Genomic DNA, 16671 nt, shown 5'->3' with positions numbered 1-16671 from the left:
TTTTAAGGTGCGGACGGGACACACGGCTCGGTGGTCCGATGGCTGAACACCGGACCACCGCCGCCGTGACGCCTACTTCTCGGTCACTCCGGCCGAATCGAACGTCGCCACCTCGTGCATCGCCCGTGCCGTGCTCTGCACCAGCGGCAGGGCGAGCAGTGCTCCCGTGCCCTCGCCGAGGCGCAGGTCGAGGTCGACCAGCGGGCGCAGCCCGAGCTTGTTGAGGGCGGCCACATGGCCGGGCTCGGCGCTGCGGTGGCCCGCGATGCAGGCCGCGAGGACCTCGGGGGCGATGGCACGGGCCACCAGGGCGGCGGCTCCGGCGCTGACGCCGTCCAGGATCACCGGCGTTCGCAGCGAGGCGCCGCCGAGGAGCAGGCCGACGATCGCCGCGTGCTCGAAGCCGCCGATCGCCGCGAGGACGCCGATCGGGTCGGCCGGGTCCGGCTGGTGGAGCTCGATGGCCCGGCGGACGACCTCGGTCTTGCGGGCCAGGGTCTCGTCGTTGATCCCGGTGCCACGGCCGGTCACCTCGGCCGGGTCGGCGCCGGTGAAGACGGAGATCAGGGCCGCGGACGCGGTGGTGTTGGCGATGCCCATCTCGCCGGTGAGCAGCGCCTTGTTGCCGGCCGCCACCAGGTCGCGGGCGGTCTCGATGCCCACCTCGATGGCGGCCTTGGCCTCCTCGCGGGTCATCGCGGGACCGGTCGTCATGTCGGACGTACCCGCGCGGACCTTGCGGGGCAACAGCCCGGGCGTGGCGGGCAGGTCGGAGGCCACGCCGACGTCGACGACGCAGACCTCGGCGCCCACCTGGTTGGCGAAGGCGTTGCAGACTGCTCCCCCGCCGAGGAAGTTGGCCACCATCTGGCCCGTGACCTCCTGCGGCCAGGGGGTGACGCCCTGGGCGTGCACCCCGTGGTCGCCGGCGAAGATCGCAACGGCCGCGGGCTCGGGGATCGGCGGCGGGCACTGCCGGGACAGCCCGGACAGCTGCGCGGAGATGATCTCCAGCATGCCGAGCGCACCGGCCGGCTTGGTCATCCGCTTCTGCCGCTCCCAGGCCTCGCCCAGCGCCTTGGCGTCCAGCGGACGGATCCCGGCGACGGTCTCGGCGAGCAGGTCGTGCGGGTCCTCGCCGGGCAGCGCGCGACGGCCGTACGTCTCCTCGTGCACGACCCAGGACAGCGGACGCCGCTTCGACCAGCCCGCCTGCATCAGCTCGGGCTCGTCCGGGAACTCGTCGACGTAGCCGACGCACAGGTAGGCGATGACCTCCAGGTGCTCGGGCAGGCCGAGGGCGCGGACCATCTCGCGCTCGTCGAAGAAGCTGACCCAGCCGACGCCGAGGCCCTCGGCGCGGGCGGCCAGCCAGAGGTTCTCGACCGCGAGCGCCGCGGAGTACGGAGCCATCTGCGGCTGCGTGTGACGGCCGAGGGTGTGCCGGCCGCCGCGGGTCGGGTCGGCGGTGACGACGATGTTCACCGGGGTGTCGAGAATGGCCTCGATCTTCAGTTCCTTGAACTGCTTCGCCCGGCCCTTGGGCAGCGACTTCGCGTACGCGTCGCGCTGGCGCATGGCCAGTTCGTGCATCGTGCGGCGGGTCTCGGCTGACCGGATGACGACGAAGTCCCAGGGCTGCGAGTGGCCGACGGAGGGCGCGGTGTGGGCGGCCTCCAGCACGCGCAGCAGCACCTCGTGCGGGATCGGGTCGCTGCGGAAGCCGTTGCGGATGTCGCGGCGCTCACGCATGACCTTGAGGACGGCCTCGCGCTCGGCGTCGTCATAGGCGGGCGCGGCCGGGCCGGTGGACTGTCGTGCTTCTGCCACTGGGGCCGTGCTCTCTTCCTGGTCGGCGGCCCTGGTCTCCAGGTCCTCCGCGTGCTGTACGACTTCGGGGCCGGGCTCCACGTCCGGCGCGGCCGGGACGGGCGCGGGTTCGGCCTCGCGGGGTGCGGGGACCGTGGCCGCGGGCTCCTCCGGGGCCGCGGCGGGCGGCTCCTGGAGGGGGAGGACCAGCGGGTGCGGCGGGGTCGGGGCCAGGTGCGGAGTGGTCGGCACCGTTCCCTCGACGGGCACGAACTGGCCCAGGGGCTGGTCCGGGTGCGCCACCAGCGGAACGCTGCCCGGGAGGGAGTCGCCGGGAGCGGCCTGCTCGGGGACGGCCGCGGCCATGGGGGCGTCGGCCTCCGGCGCGGCTTCGGGGGTGCCCGCCTCGGGGGCAACTGCCTCAGGGGCAACTGCCTCGGCGGCGTCGGTCGCGGGGAGCGCGACGGCCGCGGGCGGCACGGTCTGCGGCCCCTCGGCCACGACGGGCGCCTGCGGCTGGGCCTGGGGCTGGGCGTGCGGCGCGACGGGGTCGACGGCCGGCTGAGCCGCCTCGGCCTCCGGGCCGACGGGCCCCTGCGGCGGTACGGCGATGACGGCCGGGGCTTCCTCGGCGTGGCCGGACTCGGCCGCGACGGCCTGCGGCTCCTGGCCGGGCTGGGGCTGCCGCGCCTCCTCGGCGGACGGCTGCTCGCCCACGGCACCGACGGCCTGCGGGACCTCGTCGGCAGCGGGGTGCGCGGGCTGGGGGGCCGGGGCGGCGAGGTCCGGCTGCGCGGGCTGGGGGGCCGCGGGCACGGGGGTGCCCGCGGCGGGCGTCGCGACGGTCTCGCCGGTGGGCGTGGTCAGTACCGCGTCCGGGGCGGACACGATCGCCTCGGCCTCCGGCGTCTCCTGGACGACGGCCACGGGCTCGGGTGCCGGTACGGCCTCGGCGACGGGGGCGACCGGGGCGACTGCCTGAGCCGGCGAGACGATGACCTGGGCACCGGGCACGCCGGCGGCGGGCGTCTGAGCCTGAGCCTGTGCGGCCTCGGCGAGCTGCGCTCCCTCGGGCTCCGGGAACAGCGGACCTTCGGGAGCCTGGTTCGGCGGGGCCTGTGGGACCTGCGGGACCTGCGGTCCGTTTGGAGCGTGCCCCTCGGGGACCGGCGCCCCCTGCGCCTCGGTGCCCTCCGCACCCTGTACGGCGACCGGGCCCTGCACACCGTCGGGAGCCCCGGCGACCTGCGCGGCCCCGGTCTCCTGCGGGCCGGCCCCGCCGGGCACCTGAACGACGCCTGCGGAAGGCTGCGCGACCTCGGCACCCTGGCCGCCCTCGGCGCCCGGCACGGCCGCCGGACCCTGAGCCGGCCCGGTCTCCTGCGCGACCGGCGCGCCGTACACCCCGTCGTGTCCGTGCACGGGCTGCATCCCGTCGTGCCCCTGCACGACCTGCGGCCCCCCCTGCGCGGCGGCCTGGACGCCCTGGACGGACAACGCCGCATCCGCCGGAGCGGCGGCGGTCGCGAAGCCCGGCGCGGGCGCCTGCTCCGCCGTACCGCTCGCGACGGCCTCCGTGGCGAGCCGGGCCACGGCCTCCTGGGCCGCGCCGGGTCGGCCGGCGGCCGTCTCTGCGGCCGACTCCAGAAGGGGAGCCACCACTTCCGCGGCCGGGACCGGAGCCGGGACCGGAGCGCCCGCCTGTGCCGCGGGCGCCTGCGCCGCGCCCCAAGGGGCCGCGCCCTGGGGAGCCGCGTCGGGCAGCGCCTGGACGTCGAGGTACTCGGGGCCGGTCGTCTGCGGGCCGGGCTGTCTCACCGGCGCGCCCGCGGGACCGCGGTCGGCGAGGGAACGGACCGGGCTGGCCGAGGCGTTGGGGATCGGCGGACCCATGTGCAACGGGCGGCGCGGGGCCGCGGTCTGCTCGTGCGGGGCCGAGAGGATCGGGGACGGCGGGACGGACACGGGCGAATCGGGCAGGCGGACGCCACCGAGGTCGACGGAGCCGCTGTCGCGGCCCGCCGCCTCGTGCGGTCCCGGCTCGTGCACGGCCTCGACGACCGGCTCCGGGGCGGGCGGCGGCACCTCGTTGCCCCATGCGCTCTGGGCGCCCGGCAGGAGCAGGTCCTCGTCCTCGGCGGTCGTCTCGGAGAGGTAGGTGTACATGCCGTGCGCGGGAACGCCTGGCTGTTCCACCCTGCCTGCGCTCTCCGGCAGTCCCTCGCCCGGGACCTGGCCGGTGTCCGTCATGCGTACCCCTCGCCCATCGGTTAGTGCTTCTACGACCAGCTCACCCGGAACGGCGCACCGACCGCCCCGCAGTGAAGAACGAGCGTGCGTGCCCAGCGGCACGAACGACCGTCCCACAAAAGGCGACAAAGCCATTCGGTGGCATTGTCCCGGTCGTTCCACCCTCGCGGCAGCTTGATCCGCGACAGCCCGCTGTGGACTGCGCCACGTTGCGCGTCCTCCGGTTCTGCCGTACCACACCCACCCCAAAACGGGCATGTTTTCCGGACATTGACGAACGAATTTCCGGGCCACCGGAGCGGTACAACGATCGGCCAGCCTACCGCGCGCAGTACGACAACAGGATCACGGGGCGCGATCCGGTAGAAGCCCGCTGAGCAGGAACGCAACGTTCCGCTCCGTTTCCGTCCAGCCTCGTGTCTCCAGTTCGACGGACTGCATCAGGGCGCACTCGACCCGGTAGCCGTGCTCAGTCAGATCGCGGCCGACGAGTTCGGCCGCGTCGCGGGTCGCGGCGTGCGTGACGATGCGCTGCGGGCGCCGGTCGGCGACCGCGGAGACCACGGCCGCTCCCCCGCCGCCGACACGGACGACGTCCGGTTCGGGCAGGTTCTCCAGGACGTGCGGGGCAGTGCCGTGCACGATCTGCAGTTGCACGCCGAAGTGCCGCGCGGCGGCCTCGGTGCGGGCGCATGCCTCCGGGTTCCGGTCGACCGCGATCACGGCGGCACCGGCGCGCGCGGCCTCGGTGGCGAACGCGCCGCCGCCGCAGCCGATGTCCCAGACGAGGTCGCCGACGCGCGGTCCCAGGCGGGCGAGTTGGGCCGCCCGGAGCAGATCCGTCTCCCCCTCGCCGAGTCCGCCGCCATAGGCCTCGTCGGGCAGTACCCAGCCGCGCGGACCCGCGCCGGGGTCGCGTCCGGAGATCCAGCCACCGCCCTCGCCCGCCCCGACCGGCCCGCCGATGACGATGACGACGTTCGGGTCGCGCCAGGTGTGGTCGGCTGCCTTGTCGGAGGTGACGACGGTGACCTGTTCGCGCTCGGTGCCCAGTTCCTCGCAGATGACGAAGGTGCGATGGACCCCGTCCAGGAGCAGCCCGAGTTCGGCGGGGCCGGCGCCGGGTGAGGTGAGTACGGCGACCTTGGTGTGGGCCCGGCACACATTCACCGCGCGTCGCAGGGTGCGCCGGTGCGCGACGACCACTTGGGCGTCGTCCCAGGGCATTCCGGCGCGGGCGAAGGCGGCGGCCACGGAGGAGACGGCGGGGACGACTTCGACCTCCAGGCCGAACTCGGGTGCGCGCAGGGTCCGTACGACACCGAAGAAGCCGGGGTCCCCGTCGGCGAGCACCACCGCGGTGCCCCGGTGGGCGGCGATACGGCGGGCGGCCAGGGCGACGCTGCCGAGGCGGATGCGTTCGGCGGCGTGCGGCACCTCGGGGAGCGCCAGGTGATGGGCGGCGCCCGCAACGAGGGTGGCGGCGCCCAGGGCTCCGCGGGCCGCGGCGGTCAGCGGTGAACCGTCCCAGCCGATCACCGTGACGCGGTCGGCCATCGTCGTCAGTCTCCAGGGTTTGCGCAGGTCGTCAGGGGTGGGGGCCCGCAGGCAGGCTCCGTGAGAGTACCTGGTGGGGGCGACGGGCGCGCGACGGGCGGTGCCCCTGTGGGTCCCGTGCTGTCAGTTCCAGTCCGAGAACGACGTGAAACCGCCGGTGTCGGCGAACTGCTCGCCCGCGCCCTCCAGGTCCTCGGGCAGGAGGCTCCACACGATGAAGTCGGTGCGCACATCGGCCCACGCGCCGTCCTCGGTGCGGACGTGGACTATGCACGCGTTGCGCAGGACGCCCTCGCTGATGCAGCCGATCTTCTGCGCGACCTGCTGGGAGGCGGTGTTGTCGGCGGCGGTGCGCAGCTCGATGCGTTCCAACTTCTGGTCACCGAGGAGCCATTGGGCGGTGGCGAGCGCGGCTTCGGAGGCATAGCCCTCGCCGCGGGCCCAGGGGGCGATGATGTACGACAGTTCGGTGGACCGGATCTGCCAGTTGGTCTTCGTCAGCTGGACGATGCCGACCAGGCGCTGGGTGAGAAACTCGGTGACGGCGAGGTCCAGGCCCCGGCCGGCGGCGCGCTCGGCGGGCGCGTACTCGGTGATCCAGTGCCGGGCGCCGTCCTCGGTGAACGGCTGGGGGACGTCGGTCCAGGCCGCGACCTGTTCGTCGTTCATCATCTCGGCCAGGGCGGACACGTCGTCCTCGTCGAGGGGCCGCAGCACCAACCGCTCCGTGCTGATGGAGATGTTGGGGAAGGTGCTAGTCATGCGCCACTCCGTAACCTTCGGAAAACCTTCAGGGCCTGCTGAACTGCCCAGCATGCAGCATGAAACCACTCAACCCCACAACGGGGCCCACTCCGGGTGAGGGAGTGGACCCCGTGCGTGGCGATACGCGGTATACGCCCCGTCAGAACGAGGCGATGACCGAGCCCTGGTACTTGTCCTCGATGAACTTCTTCACCTCGGGCGAGGTCAGGAGCTTGGCGAGCTTCTTGACCCGCGGGTCCTTCTCGTTGCCCTTCTTCACAGCGAGGAAGTTGCCGTACGGGTTGTCCTTCGCGGACTCCAGGACGAGGGCGTCCTTGGCGGGCTTGAGACCGGAGGAGATGGCGTAGTTGCCGTTCACGACCGCGGCGTCCACGTCGTCCAGGGAGCGCGGGGTCTGGGCCGCCTCGACCTCCTTGAACTTGAGGTTCTTCGGATTCTTGGTGATGTCCTGCGGGGTCGCTTCGGTGCCCACGCCGTCCTTGAGGGTGATGAGCCCGTTGTCGGCGAGGAGCTTCAGGGCGCGCGCCTCGTTCACGGTGTCGTTCGGGACGGCGACGGTCGCACCGCTCTTCAGGGCGTCGGTGCTCTTCACCTTGTGGGAGTAGAGACCGAGCGGCTCCAGGTGCACCGTGACGACGGGCACGATGTGGGTGCCGCGCTTCTTGTTGAAGTCGTCCAGGTACGGCTGGTTCTGGAAGTAGTTGGCCCCGACGGAACCGTCCTCCGTGGCCGTGTTCGGCACGATGTAGTCGCTGAACTCCTTGACCTCCAGGTCGAGGCCCGCCCTCTTCGCCAGGTTCTGCTTGACGAAGTTCAGGATCTCGGCGTGCGGGGTGGGGCTCGCGGCGACGACCAGCGGGCCGCTGTTGTCGGCGGAGGAAGAGGAGGATGCCTTCTCCGAGCCGCAGGCGGAGAGCCCGAAGGTGAGGGCTCCGGCGGCGAGGACGGCAGTGGTGATCTTGGCGGTGTTACGCACGAAAAGTGCCTTTCCTGGGGTGGTGCGACCCCTTGAATCAAGGGGCGTCGGCGCGAAGCGCCGTCGTTGAGGGGCGGTGGTCGGGCGACGGGTGGGTGTGACGGGGAGTCTGTGGAGAGGTGCTCAGGCGGCCTTGCTCACGTCGGCGGGCGCGGGTGTCCTGGCCTTGAGCAGGCGCAGCTTCGGTGCCGGGCCGGAGCGGCCGCCGCGCCGGTGCAGGGAGCGGGCCGCGTAGTCGCCGGCGAACTGGATGACCGAGATGACCACGGCGAGGATCGCCACGGTGATCCACATCATCTGGGTCTCGAAGCGCTGGTAGCCGTAGCGGATGGCGATGTCGCCGAGGCCGCCCGCGCCGACCGTGCCGGCCATGGCGGAGTAGCCGATCAGGGCGACGACCGTGGTCGTGGTGCTGGAGATCAGCGAGGGCAGCGACTCGGGTACGAGGACCTTGCGGACGATGGTCCAGGTGTTGCCGCCCATCGACTGCACGGCCTCGACGAGCCCGCCGTCCACTTCGCGGACAGCCGTCTCGACGAGGCGGGCGAAGAAGGGGATGGCGCCGATGGCGAGCGGCACGATGGCGGCCTCGCGGCCGATGGTCGTCCCCGTGATCCAGCGGGTGAAGCTCATCAGCGCGACCATCAGGATGATGAACGGCATCGAGCGGGCGATGTTCACGATCTGCCCGACGACCTTGTTGGCGACGACGTTCTGCAGCAGTCCGCCCTTGTCGGTGAGGACGAGCAGGATGCCGAGCGGCAGCCCGCCGACGACGGCGATGAGCGTGGACCAGCCGACCATGTAGAGCGTGTCCCAACACGCCTGGGACAGCAGCGGCTGCATCTCGGACCAGGTCACTTGGCACCTTCCTTCACCAGCACGGGCTCCTGGCCCGCTTCGCCCACGACATCGATCTGCAGGCCCTGTTCGCGCAGGAACCCGATGGGCACGACGTTGTCCTCGTAACGGCCGGGCAGTTCGATGCGCATACGGCCGATCTGGAGGCCGCCGACGGTGTCGATGGCGGCGCCGAGGATCGATATGTCGATGTTGTAGGTGCGCGAGAGCTGGGAGATGACCGGCTGGGTGGCGGCCTCGCCGTGGAAGGTGACGTCGAGCACGGTCCGGTCGGCGCCGGTGGCCTCGCCGCCGACCGGGAACAGTGCGGCGGCCAGTTCGGAGCCGGGGGTGGCGAGCAACTCGCTGACGGTGCCGGACTCGACGATGCGTCCCTGCTCCATGAGCGCGGCCGAGTCGCAGATGCTCTTGACCACGTCCATCTCGTGCGTGATGAGCAGGACGGTCAGGCCGAGTTGCCGGTTCAGGTCGCGCAGCAGCTGGAGGACGGAGCGGGTGGTCTCGGGGTCGAGGGCGCTGGTGGCCTCGTCGGAGAGCAGCACCTTGGGGTCGCCGGCGAGGGCGCGGGCGACGCCGACCCGCTGCTTCTGTCCGCCGGAGAGCTGGGCCGGGTAGGCCTTGGCCTTGTCGGCGAGGCCGACGAGGTCGAGCAGTTCGAGCGCCTTGCGGGAGCGGTCCTTGCCCGACCTGCCGAGGATCTCCAGCGGCAGTTCGACGTTGTCCTGCACGGTGCGCGAGGACAGCAGGTTGAAGTGCTGGAAGACCATGCCGATCCGGCTGCGCGCCCGGCGCAGTTCCCGGCCGGCCCGCGGACCGCGCCCGGCGAGGGCGGTGAGGTCCTGCCCCGCGACGGTCACGGTCCCGGCGGTGGGACGTTCCAGCAGGTTGACGCAGCGGATGAGCGAGGACTTGCCGGCGCCGGACTGGCCGATGACGCCGTACACCTCGCCTTCACGGACGTGGAGATCGACGCCGTCCAGGGCGGTGACCTCTCGGCCGCGCGAGCGGTAGACCTTGCTCAGGCCCGATGTGGTGATCACTGTGATTCCGTCACTGTCGAGTGCGCGGGCGTGGGTGTGCCCGGGCACAGGTGCATTCGTTCAGGGACGCGGCACGGTTCTCGCGGTGGCGATGGAACCGGGGGAGAACATGTGCGCGGGGCGGCTTACGTCGCGGACGTCGTCGGACGACACGCGGACGTGCCACGGCTCTCGCTTCGGGGCGCGAGGCTCAGGTGGTGCAGGGGCCCTCTAGAAGGCGCACATTCGACACATACAACGAGCACCGGGCGTCATGGTCGCCTCGGTCGCAAGGGTGCGGCTGCTCGTCGTGGTCATGCGATCAGTAAACCAGACGTACGGTCCTGACAGTCCGCAGCCGTCCGCATGCTGGACACTGGTGGACACCGGTCAGCGGCGTACGGAGATCTCCACTACCCCGTCGGTGACCAGGGCGGACAAGGCCGACAGGTCGTCGACGACCAGGTCGGCGACCAGTTCCTGGGCCGGGTGGGTTGTGGCCAAGGCCACGGTGGTCATCCCGGCGGCGCGGCCTGCCCGGATCCCCGCCGGAGCGTCCTCGAAGACGAGGCAGCGGGCCGGCGCGACGCCCAGCCGGCGCGCGGCGAGCAGATAGGGCTCGGGGTCGGGCTTGCCGCGCGTGACGTCATCGGCGGCGACGAGCATCTTGGGCCGGATCCCGACGGCGTCGAGCCGCGCCTCGGCCAGCCTTCGGGTCGCGGAAGTGACCACGGCCCACCGCTCGGCGGGCAGCGATTCCAGGAAGTCCCGGGTACCGGGCAGCAGCCGGACACCCCCGTTCGGCACGTCCTCCACCTCCAGCTGCTCGACCCGCGCGAAGTCCTCCGCCGTGATCCCGAACTCCCGCGCCCACCGCGCCCAGCACCGGTCCACGGAGTCGAGCGAGGAGACAAGGGTGCCGTCGTTGTCGAACAGGAGGGCCTGTGCATGGATCGTCATGGTCCAGAACCGACGGCGCACGGCGGGGGCGATCGCATCGGACCGTTTGGCCCGTAATAGGGTCTGCGCATGCTCAATGCCCTGACGCTGGTGACCAGCGTCGCCGCGCTGCTGCTCGCCGCCTGGTGCGGGTGGGCCGCCTATCGTGACCAGCCGACCAAGGACTGGCACTTCATCGGCATGGGCGTGGTGTCGCTGCTGGCCGTGGTGCAGCTGGTGATCGGGGTGGTCCTGCTGGCGCGGGGCGAGAAGCCGGAGCAGGGCACGACGATCTTCGTGGCGTATCTGCTGGGGGCGTTCGCGTGCATCCCGGCGGCGGGCTTCATGTCGCTGGCCGAGCGGACGCGGTGGGGGTCGGTGACCGTCGCCGCGGGCGGCGTGGTGCTGGCCGTGCTCGAAGTGCGGCTCTTCGACATCTGGGGAGGGTGAGATGACGGCCACGGAGACGAAGCCGGCGCGGACGCGGCTCATCAGCGGGCCGGGGATGCTGCTCGTCTGGTTCTACGGCGTGATGGTCGTCGGAGCCGTCTCACGGTCCGTCGTCCAGATCGCGACGGACTTCGAGCGGGCGCCGCTCGCCTACTCGCTGTCCGCCGTCGCGGGTGTGGTGTACGGGTTCATCACGTACTCGCTGGTGCGTGGCGGCGAGAAGGCCCGCAGGGCGGCGCGGGTTTGCTGCGCAGCCGAGCTGGCGGGTGTGGTGGTCGTCGGCACCTGGACACTGGCGGAGCCGTCGGCGTTTCCCGACGCGACCGTGTGGTCGGACTACGGCATGGGCTATGTGTTCATCCCGGTGCTGCTGCCCCTGTCCGCGATGTACTGGCTGCGGAAAGCACGTACGCACCAGGGGCGGGTGTCCTGAGGAGCGTCGGCGGCCGCGGGCTGTCGGTGGCTGGTCGCGCAGTTCCCCGCGCCCCTCGGGCACGTCGTCAAGCCGTGGTTGCGTAAGTCCCCGCCGGCTTCTCCAGGACGATCATCGGTACGCCGTCCGCGCCCTTGGACGTGCCCACCGTCTCGTAGCCCACCCGCCGGTACAGCCGCAGGTTTCCCTCGCTGCGGTGGCCGGTGTGGAGGCGGAACTTCTTGGCGCCGCGCTCCTCGGCGAGGGCCCCCTCGGCCGCGCGCAGCAGTCTCGCCCCAATGCCGTGGCCCTGCAGACGCGGGTGGACACAGAGCTTGCCGATGGCGGCCGCGCCGTCCTCGGTCACCGTGCCGCGCACCGAGCCGACCACCTCTTCGCCGAGCCGGGCGACGAAGACGCAGTCGGAGGCGACCTCCTGACGGACCGAGTCGAGACTCTGGACGAGCGGGTCGATGCGGTAGTTGCCGTACAACGCCGCCTCGCTCTGGAAGCACAGGTACTGGAGCCTGAAGATCTGCTCCGTGTCCTGCTCGGTCGCCACCGAGATGGTCACGCTCATGCCCATGTGCGCACGCCTCCCGCTCACCTGATCGTCTGTTGTCCCCCACTCCTATCCCCGCACTTCGCGGGCCGCAACCTCCGGTGCGAGCAATCGACGCAGACATCCCAGACATCGGGAACGTTCCGGTCCAAGACTGCCCTGTGAGATACCCAACTCCCCCGCGATCTCCCGGTATGTGAGGTCCTTCGGGGAGAGCAGCGCCTCCATCAGACGAGGGCAGCGGCCGGGCAGCCGGCGGACCGCGTCACGCAGGGCACGGTGCCTGGCGGCGGTGAGGGCGAGCTGCTCGGGGCCCAGGCCGCTGTCGTCGGCGGGCTCCGTGTCGTACGGCCGCTCGAGACGGTTCGTACGACGGCTGCGGCGCACCTCGGCGCGGACGGCCTTGCGCAGCCACGCCTCGGGGTCGAGCGGCGGCCCGTCGGAGTCCAGTCGCTCGAGGAGGCGCAGCCAGACCGCCTGCTCCAGGTCACCCGGTTCGGTTCCGGAGGCATATGCCTCGGCGGATGCCTCGGCGGTGAGCAGCGGGCTCAGGGCGGCAACCAGATCGTGCGTCATATGCGGAACGACGCGGCCGCCCCGACGGCAGGTTGCCGGGGCGGCCGCGGGTCTACCCGAACGGGTTCAGCGGGCTCAGCCGTTGACGAAGTCCTCGCGGGCGAGCAGACCGGTGTCCGCGTTGTCCGTGAAGACACCATCGATACCGGTCGCGAAGTATGTCTTGAATGCCCCGAAGGCGTCTCCGTAGGCGTCGGCGCCGGTGCCCTTGCGGAACTCCGCCGGGAGGAAGGGGTTCTCGTTGCGCATGGTGTAGGGGTGCAGGATCAGACCCACCTTGTGCGCGTCCGCGACCAGGGTCGTCGGCGTGGTGAGCCTGCCGTTGGCGTCCTTCGGGATGACCAGGTCGAGCGTAGGGCCGATGCCCTGCGCGTAGCCCGCGATCTCCCTGAGGCCCTTGGGCGTGATGAGGTCGGCGACCGTGCGCGGGTCGCCCGCCTCGACGAAGTCCCAGGGGCGGCTGGTCGCGCCGGAGAGCAGGACCACGAGCGGGTTGTCGACCAGCTTGTTCAGGCGCTGGATGCTGGTCGGCTCGAAGGACTGCAGGATGACGGGCGAGTTCCGCCGGTCCTTGCCGTACTTGCGCAGCAGCTTGGCGACCCGCTCCTCGAGGCCGAGGCCCAGCTTGCGGAAGTAGGTGGGGTGCTTGGTCTCCGGGTAGATCCAGACCTGCTTGCCCCGCTTACGGGTCTCCTCGTCCTGCCACTTGAGGACCTCTTCGAAGGTGGGGATCTCCCAGCGGCCGTCGTAGAGGGTGTTGTGCGGGCGGTTCGCCGGGATGCGCTCGATCGCGCGCAGCGTCTTCAGCTCGGCGAGCGTGAAGTCCTCGGTGAACCAGCCGGTGGTGGGGACGCCGTCCAGCACCTTGGTGGTCTTGCGGCCGGCGAACTCGGGATGGTCCGCGACGTTCGTGGTGCCACCGATCTCGGGCTCGTGGCGGCAGACCAGATGGCCGTCCTTGGTGGGGACCAGGTCGCCGGCCTCGACGACGTCGGCGCCGAGGTCGAGGGCCAGGTTGTACGACCCGAAGGTGTGCTCGGGACGGTAGCCGCTGGTACCCCGGTGGCCGATGATCGTCGGCTTGGGCAGGCTCTTCAGACCACCGCCGGTCCGGGCCGTTTCGGCCTCCGCGGCTCTGGCGGCACCGGCCAGCCCGAAGACCGCCCCGCCCGCGCCGAGCACCGCGGCGCCGAGAAGCGCCCGTCGTGCGGTGCCCTGCGTCTGCTCGTTCGACTCGTGGCTTTCCATGAGGGCCCTCCTGCCGTCCGCCCGTGATTGCGGCCCGATGGTAGGGGCGTGGACATGACTGCCGGGAGACCTCGGTTCGAACACGCGGGTGACGCCGGATGTCATGAGGAAAGCAAGATGTGACGGTCCGTCGGCATCGGCGCGGACGGTGCGGGTACCCGGCCCGATGGGCCACCCGCGCGATGTCCGTCACATCGTCGCACCAGCGTTACGCGCGGATTCCGGCACGCCACCGCAGGTAAACCTGCGTCAACAGTACGTAAGACCTCGGTGAAGCGGACGCACCCGATGTGCGCTTCCCCCGGAGCCGCGAGTAATGTCCTCACCTGCACAGACTCATATCGACCCCCTCGACATCGGAGGACCCGTTGTCCCGCTTCGCGCTCATCAAGGCAGTGCTCGGACCGATCATGCGCCTGATGTTCCGCCCCCAGGTGGAGGGCGCGGAGCGCATCCCGGGCGACGGACCGGTCATCCTGGCCGGCAACCACCTCACGTTCATCGACTCGATGATCCTGCCGCTGGTCTGCGACCGGCAGGTGTTCTTCATCGGCAAGGACGAGTACGTGACCGGCACGGGCTTCAAGGGCCGGCTCATGGCCTGGTTCTTCACCGGCGTCGGCATGATCCCGGTGGACCGGGACGGGGCGAGCGGTGGTGTGGCCGCGCTGATGACCGGTCGCCGGATCCTCGAAGAGGGCAAGGTGTTCGGCATCTATCCCGAGGGCACGCGGTCGCCCGACGGCCGTCTGTACCGGGGCCGCACCGGCATCGCCCGCCTCACGCTGATGACGGGCGCGCCGGTGGTTCCCTTCGCGATGATCGGCACGGACAAGTTGCAGCCGGGGGGTCGGGGTATCCCGCGGCCGGGCCGCGTGACCGTTCGGTTCGGTGAGGCGATGGAGTTCTCCCGGTACGAGGGGATGGACCGGGACCGGTATGTGCTGCGGGCGGTGACCGACTCCGTGATGGCGGAGGTCATGCGGCTGTCGGGGCAGGAGTACGTGGACATGTACGCCACGAAGGCGAAGGCGGCCTGAGCGCCGTAGGGGTTTCCGTCGTATTCCGGGTGCGGGTGCGTTGTGGCTTGTCGCGCAGTTCCCCGCGCCCCTGAAAAGCGCTTTCCTCAGCCCGTGCTTTCCAGTTTCTGGTCCTTCAGCAGGAACCATGCCGCCGCCGCTGTTGCCAGGAGGACGGCCGCTCCTGCGCCCGATGCCAGGTGCAGGCCGTGGACGAAGGAGTCCCGGGCCGCCGTCAGGAGTTCCGCCGAGGTGCGGGCGGGGAGAGTCGTCGCCGTTTCCACCGCCGCGCCCAGTGACTCATGGGCCGCTTCCGGGGTGCCCGCCGGGCCCGTGAAGTCGCGGTAGACGCCCGTCACGATCGAGCCGAGCAGGGCGATGCCCAGGGCTGCGCCGAGTTCGTACGCCGTTTCGGAGACCGCGGAGGCGGCGCCCGCCTGGTCCTTGGGGACGCTGGAGAGGATCACGTCGGCGGTGACGGTGAAGGAGAAGCCCGCGCCCACGCCGACGACCAGGAGCGCCGCGCCCAGGACCGGATAGCCCGTCGACTGCCCCAGTGTCGTGAGGACGGCGAGGGCGAGGCCCACCACGGCGAGGCCGCCGGAGACCACGGCTACCGAGAAGCGCCGGGCCGCGCGGCCCGCGACGAGACCGGCCGCCACCGCGCCGACCGCGGCGGGCAGTTCGGCCAGACCCGCCTCGAACGGGCGCCTGCCCTGGACGAGTTGCAGGTACTGGGAGAGGAAGAACACCAGGCCGGACATGCCGAGCACGGTCAGCAGGTCGGCGAGGACCGCGCCGCTGAAACCCCGCTTGCGGAACAGCCGCATGTCCAGCAGGGGCGTGGGCATGGTGAGCTGGCGGTGGACGAAGCCGTACAGCGCGGCGGCGCCCAGCAGGCCCGCGGCGAGCGTCGCCGGGGTGAAGCCGTGCGTGGCGGCCTCCTTGACGGCGTAGACGACGCCGATCATGCCGACCAGCGACAGCACAACGCTGATCAGGTCCCACGGGCCGGGATCGGGGTTCCGGGACTCGGGCAGCGTCCTGATGCCGACGAGGACGAGGACGACCATCACCGGCAGGTTGATGAGGAAGACCGAGCCCCACCAGAAGTGTCCGAGGAGGAAGCCGCCCACGATCGGCCCCACGGCCGTGCCGGCGGAGGCGGTGGCGCCCCAGATGCCGACCGCGAGGCTGCGCTCGCGCGGGTCGTGGAACAGATTGCGGATCAGGGCGAGTGTGGCGGGCATCAGGGTCGCGCCCGCGACACCGAGCAGCGCCCGCGCCAGGATCAGCAGCTCCGGCGTGGTGGCGTAGGCGTTGAGGACGGATATCGCGCCGAACACCGTGGCGCCGCCGAGCAGGATCCGCTTGCGGCCGATGCGGTCGCCGAGGCTGCCCATGGAGACCAGCAGTCCGGCGATGACGAAGGAGTAGACGTCACCGATCCACAGGAGCTGGGTGCCGGAGGGGTTGAGGTCTTCGCTGATGTAGGGGGTCGCGAGACCGAGGACGGTCGCGTCGACGGCCACCAGCAGCACGGCCAGCACGAGGACGGAGAGCGCGAGCCAACGGCCCGGACGCTTCTCCGCCTCCGTCATGGAAGCCGGCTGCAGGGTGCTGGTCATGATTCCTCTCTTCTGAGTGCGCCGCCGAGCAACAGCTCGGTGATCATGTGGGTGAAGTCCTTGGGGGCCACGCGGCCTTCCGCGACCGCCCAGGCGCCGGAGGCCATCAGGCCGTACAGCGCCTCGGTGAGCCAGGCCGGGGTGAGGTCGATGCGGAATTCGCCGCCGGCCTGGCCGCGCCGGAACAGGGCGGCGACCCGGGCGTCGAGACGGGCCCAGCCCTCGTTCTGTTCCTCGCCCTCGAACAGCTGGTTCTCGGTGTAGAGGAAGGCGAGCAGTCCGGCGGCGGGCTCGATCGCCCGCACCAGCCGGCGTACGGCCTCGCTCGCGGGTCCCTCGTCGAGCCGGGCCGTGTCGAGCGCGGCCTCGCACTCCGCGATGCCGAGCGCCTCCAGCGCCCGCACGAGCGCGTCGCGCCCGGCGAAGTGGCGGTGCAGCGTGGCGCGGCTGATCCCGGCCGCCCTGGCGACCTCGTCCATGGTGGCGGTGGATTTACGGGTCAGCAGGGCCGCGGCGCTGCGCAGCACGTGGTCACGATCGAAGGCCATGAAACAATCGTAGCCCACATGAGACATATTTGTCTCATCATGAGTATGCGTG

General features: G+C 71.4%; 15 protein-coding genes. 3 read left to right on the top strand and 12 right to left on the bottom strand.

From position 1 onward, the window contains the following. Positions 1-72: 72 nt before the first annotated feature. The 7 genes from cobT to ACFY1J_RS19160 all read right to left on the bottom strand — a co-directional run bounded on the left by cobT (position 73) and on the right by ACFY1J_RS19160 (position 10197). A complete protein-coding gene (gene cobT / locus ACFY1J_RS19190) occupies positions 73-4059 on the bottom strand; it encodes a nicotinate-nucleotide--dimethylbenzimidazole phosphoribosyltransferase (RefSeq protein ID WP_390731557.1) in 3987 nt (1328 codons plus the stop codon). Positions 4060-4404: 345 nt separating this feature from the next. Continuing rightward, complete coding sequence (cbiE, locus tag ACFY1J_RS19185; protein WP_390710896.1) at positions 4405-5616, bottom strand: precorrin-6y C5,15-methyltransferase (decarboxylating) subunit CbiE; 1212 nt, start codon at positions 5614-5616, stop codon at positions 4405-4407. A gap of 123 nt (positions 5617-5739) precedes the next feature. Then, on the bottom strand, positions 5740-6378 hold the full coding sequence (locus ACFY1J_RS19180; protein WP_390710897.1) for a GNAT family N-acetyltransferase: 639 nt from the start codon (positions 6376-6378) through the stop codon (positions 5740-5742). A 142-nt stretch (positions 6379-6520) separates the two neighbouring features. After that, a complete protein-coding gene (locus tag ACFY1J_RS19175; RefSeq protein WP_390710898.1) occupies positions 6521-7357 on the bottom strand; it encodes a MetQ/NlpA family ABC transporter substrate-binding protein in 837 nt (278 codons plus the stop codon). Between the two features lie 123 nt (positions 7358-7480). Beyond that, positions 7481-8218 (bottom strand): methionine ABC transporter permease, encoded by a 738-nt coding sequence (locus tag ACFY1J_RS19170; protein WP_363296774.1) that lies wholly within the window; start codon positions 8216-8218, stop codon positions 7481-7483. Beyond that, entirely contained in the window at positions 8215-9258 is a 1044-nt protein-coding gene (locus ACFY1J_RS19165; RefSeq protein ID WP_390710899.1) for a methionine ABC transporter ATP-binding protein, read from the bottom strand. The genes ACFY1J_RS19170 and ACFY1J_RS19165 overlap by 4 nt, the downstream gene beginning before the upstream one ends. Positions 9259-9627: 369 nt before the next feature. Further along, positions 9628-10197 (bottom strand): HAD-IA family hydrolase, encoded by a 570-nt coding sequence (locus tag ACFY1J_RS19160; RefSeq protein ID WP_390710900.1) that lies wholly within the window; start codon positions 10195-10197, stop codon positions 9628-9630. Positions 10198-10266: 69 nt separating this feature from the next. Here ACFY1J_RS19160 and ACFY1J_RS19155 point away from each other — a divergent pair, with 69 nt between their 5' ends. Together ACFY1J_RS19155 and ACFY1J_RS19150 are read left to right on the top strand one after the other, a co-directional pair. Beyond that, positions 10267-10626 carry a hypothetical protein gene (locus tag ACFY1J_RS19155; RefSeq protein WP_390710901.1) on the top strand — a complete coding sequence of 120 codons (360 nt, stop codon included), beginning with the start codon at positions 10267-10269 and terminating at the stop codon, positions 10624-10626. 1 nt (position 10627) lies between these two features. Then, the gene (locus ACFY1J_RS19150) at positions 10628-11059 is read left to right on the top strand and encodes a hypothetical protein (RefSeq protein ID WP_390710902.1); all 432 of its coding nucleotides are present in this window, start codon (positions 10628-10630) and stop codon (positions 11057-11059) included. Between the two features lie 67 nt (positions 11060-11126). Here ACFY1J_RS19150 and ACFY1J_RS19145 read toward each other — a convergent pair whose 3' ends face one another. From ACFY1J_RS19145 to ACFY1J_RS19135, 3 genes are all read right to left on the bottom strand, one after another. Beyond that, complete coding sequence (locus ACFY1J_RS19145) at positions 11127-11624, bottom strand: GNAT family N-acetyltransferase (RefSeq protein ID WP_390710903.1); 498 nt, start codon at positions 11622-11624, stop codon at positions 11127-11129. Positions 11625-11669: 45 nt separating this feature from the next. Next, the gene (locus ACFY1J_RS19140) at positions 11670-12176 is read right to left on the bottom strand and encodes an RNA polymerase sigma factor (protein WP_390710904.1); all 507 of its coding nucleotides are present in this window, start codon (positions 12174-12176) and stop codon (positions 11670-11672) included. A 75-nt stretch (positions 12177-12251) separates the two neighbouring features. Then, on the bottom strand, positions 12252-13424 hold the full coding sequence (locus tag ACFY1J_RS19135) for a glycerophosphodiester phosphodiesterase (RefSeq protein WP_390731556.1): 1173 nt from the start codon (positions 13422-13424) through the stop codon (positions 12252-12254). A gap of 368 nt (positions 13425-13792) precedes the next feature. Here ACFY1J_RS19135 and ACFY1J_RS19130 point away from each other — a divergent pair, with 368 nt between their 5' ends. Beyond that, a complete protein-coding gene (locus ACFY1J_RS19130) occupies positions 13793-14464 on the top strand; it encodes a lysophospholipid acyltransferase family protein (RefSeq protein ID WP_390710906.1) in 672 nt (223 codons plus the stop codon). A gap of 86 nt (positions 14465-14550) precedes the next feature. Here the strand turns inward: ACFY1J_RS19130 and ACFY1J_RS19125 are convergent, their stop codons facing one another. Beyond that, a complete protein-coding gene (locus tag ACFY1J_RS19125; protein WP_390731555.1) occupies positions 14551-16071 on the bottom strand; it encodes an MFS transporter in 1521 nt (506 codons plus the stop codon). Beyond that, complete coding sequence (locus ACFY1J_RS19120; protein ID WP_390710908.1) at positions 16068-16619, bottom strand: TetR/AcrR family transcriptional regulator; 552 nt, start codon at positions 16617-16619, stop codon at positions 16068-16070. The genes ACFY1J_RS19125 and ACFY1J_RS19120 overlap by 4 nt, the downstream gene beginning before the upstream one ends. Between the last annotated feature and the right edge of the window lie 52 nt (positions 16620-16671).

Source organism: Streptomyces sp. NPDC001406, assembly GCF_042895285.1.
Taxonomy (GTDB): Bacteria; Actinomycetota; Actinomycetes; order Streptomycetales; family Streptomycetaceae; genus Streptomyces.
Note: the sequence above shows the minus strand (reverse complement) of the source record. Positions and strands in the feature narration are given on the sequence as shown.

What these genes read in the sequence shown, in the direction of transcription:
- cobT (WP_390731557.1), bottom strand. Translation starts at nt 4,059, where the DNA reads ATGACGGACACCGGCCAGGTCCCGGGCGAGGGACTGCCGGAGAGCGCA.
- cbiE (WP_390710896.1), bottom strand. Translation starts at nt 5,616, where the DNA reads ATGGCCGACCGCGTCACGGTGATCGGCTGGGACGGTTCACCGCTGACC.
- ACFY1J_RS19180 (WP_390710897.1), bottom strand. Translation starts at nt 6,378, where the DNA reads ATGACTAGCACCTTCCCCAACATCTCCATCAGCACGGAGCGGTTGGTG.
- ACFY1J_RS19160 (WP_390710900.1), bottom strand. Translation starts at nt 10,197, where the DNA reads ATGACGATCCATGCACAGGCCCTCCTGTTCGACAACGACGGCACCCTT.
- ACFY1J_RS19155 (WP_390710901.1), top strand. Translation starts at nt 10,267, where the DNA reads ATGCTCAATGCCCTGACGCTGGTGACCAGCGTCGCCGCGCTGCTGCTC.
- ACFY1J_RS19150 (WP_390710902.1), top strand. Translation starts at nt 10,628, where the DNA reads ATGACGGCCACGGAGACGAAGCCGGCGCGGACGCGGCTCATCAGCGGG.
- ACFY1J_RS19145 (WP_390710903.1), bottom strand. Translation starts at nt 11,624, where the DNA reads ATGGGCATGAGCGTGACCATCTCGGTGGCGACCGAGCAGGACACGGAG.
- ACFY1J_RS19140 (WP_390710904.1), bottom strand. Translation starts at nt 12,176, where the DNA reads ATGACGCACGATCTGGTTGCCGCCCTGAGCCCGCTGCTCACCGCCGAG.
- ACFY1J_RS19135 (WP_390731556.1), bottom strand. Translation starts at nt 13,424, where the DNA reads ATGGAAAGCCACGAGTCGAACGAGCAGACGCAGGGCACCGCACGACGG.
- ACFY1J_RS19125 (WP_390731555.1), bottom strand. Translation starts at nt 16,071, where the DNA reads ATGACCAGCACCCTGCAGCCGGCTTCCATGACGGAGGCGGAGAAGCGT.
- ACFY1J_RS19120 (WP_390710908.1), bottom strand. Translation starts at nt 16,619, where the DNA reads ATGGCCTTCGATCGTGACCACGTGCTGCGCAGCGCCGCGGCCCTGCTG.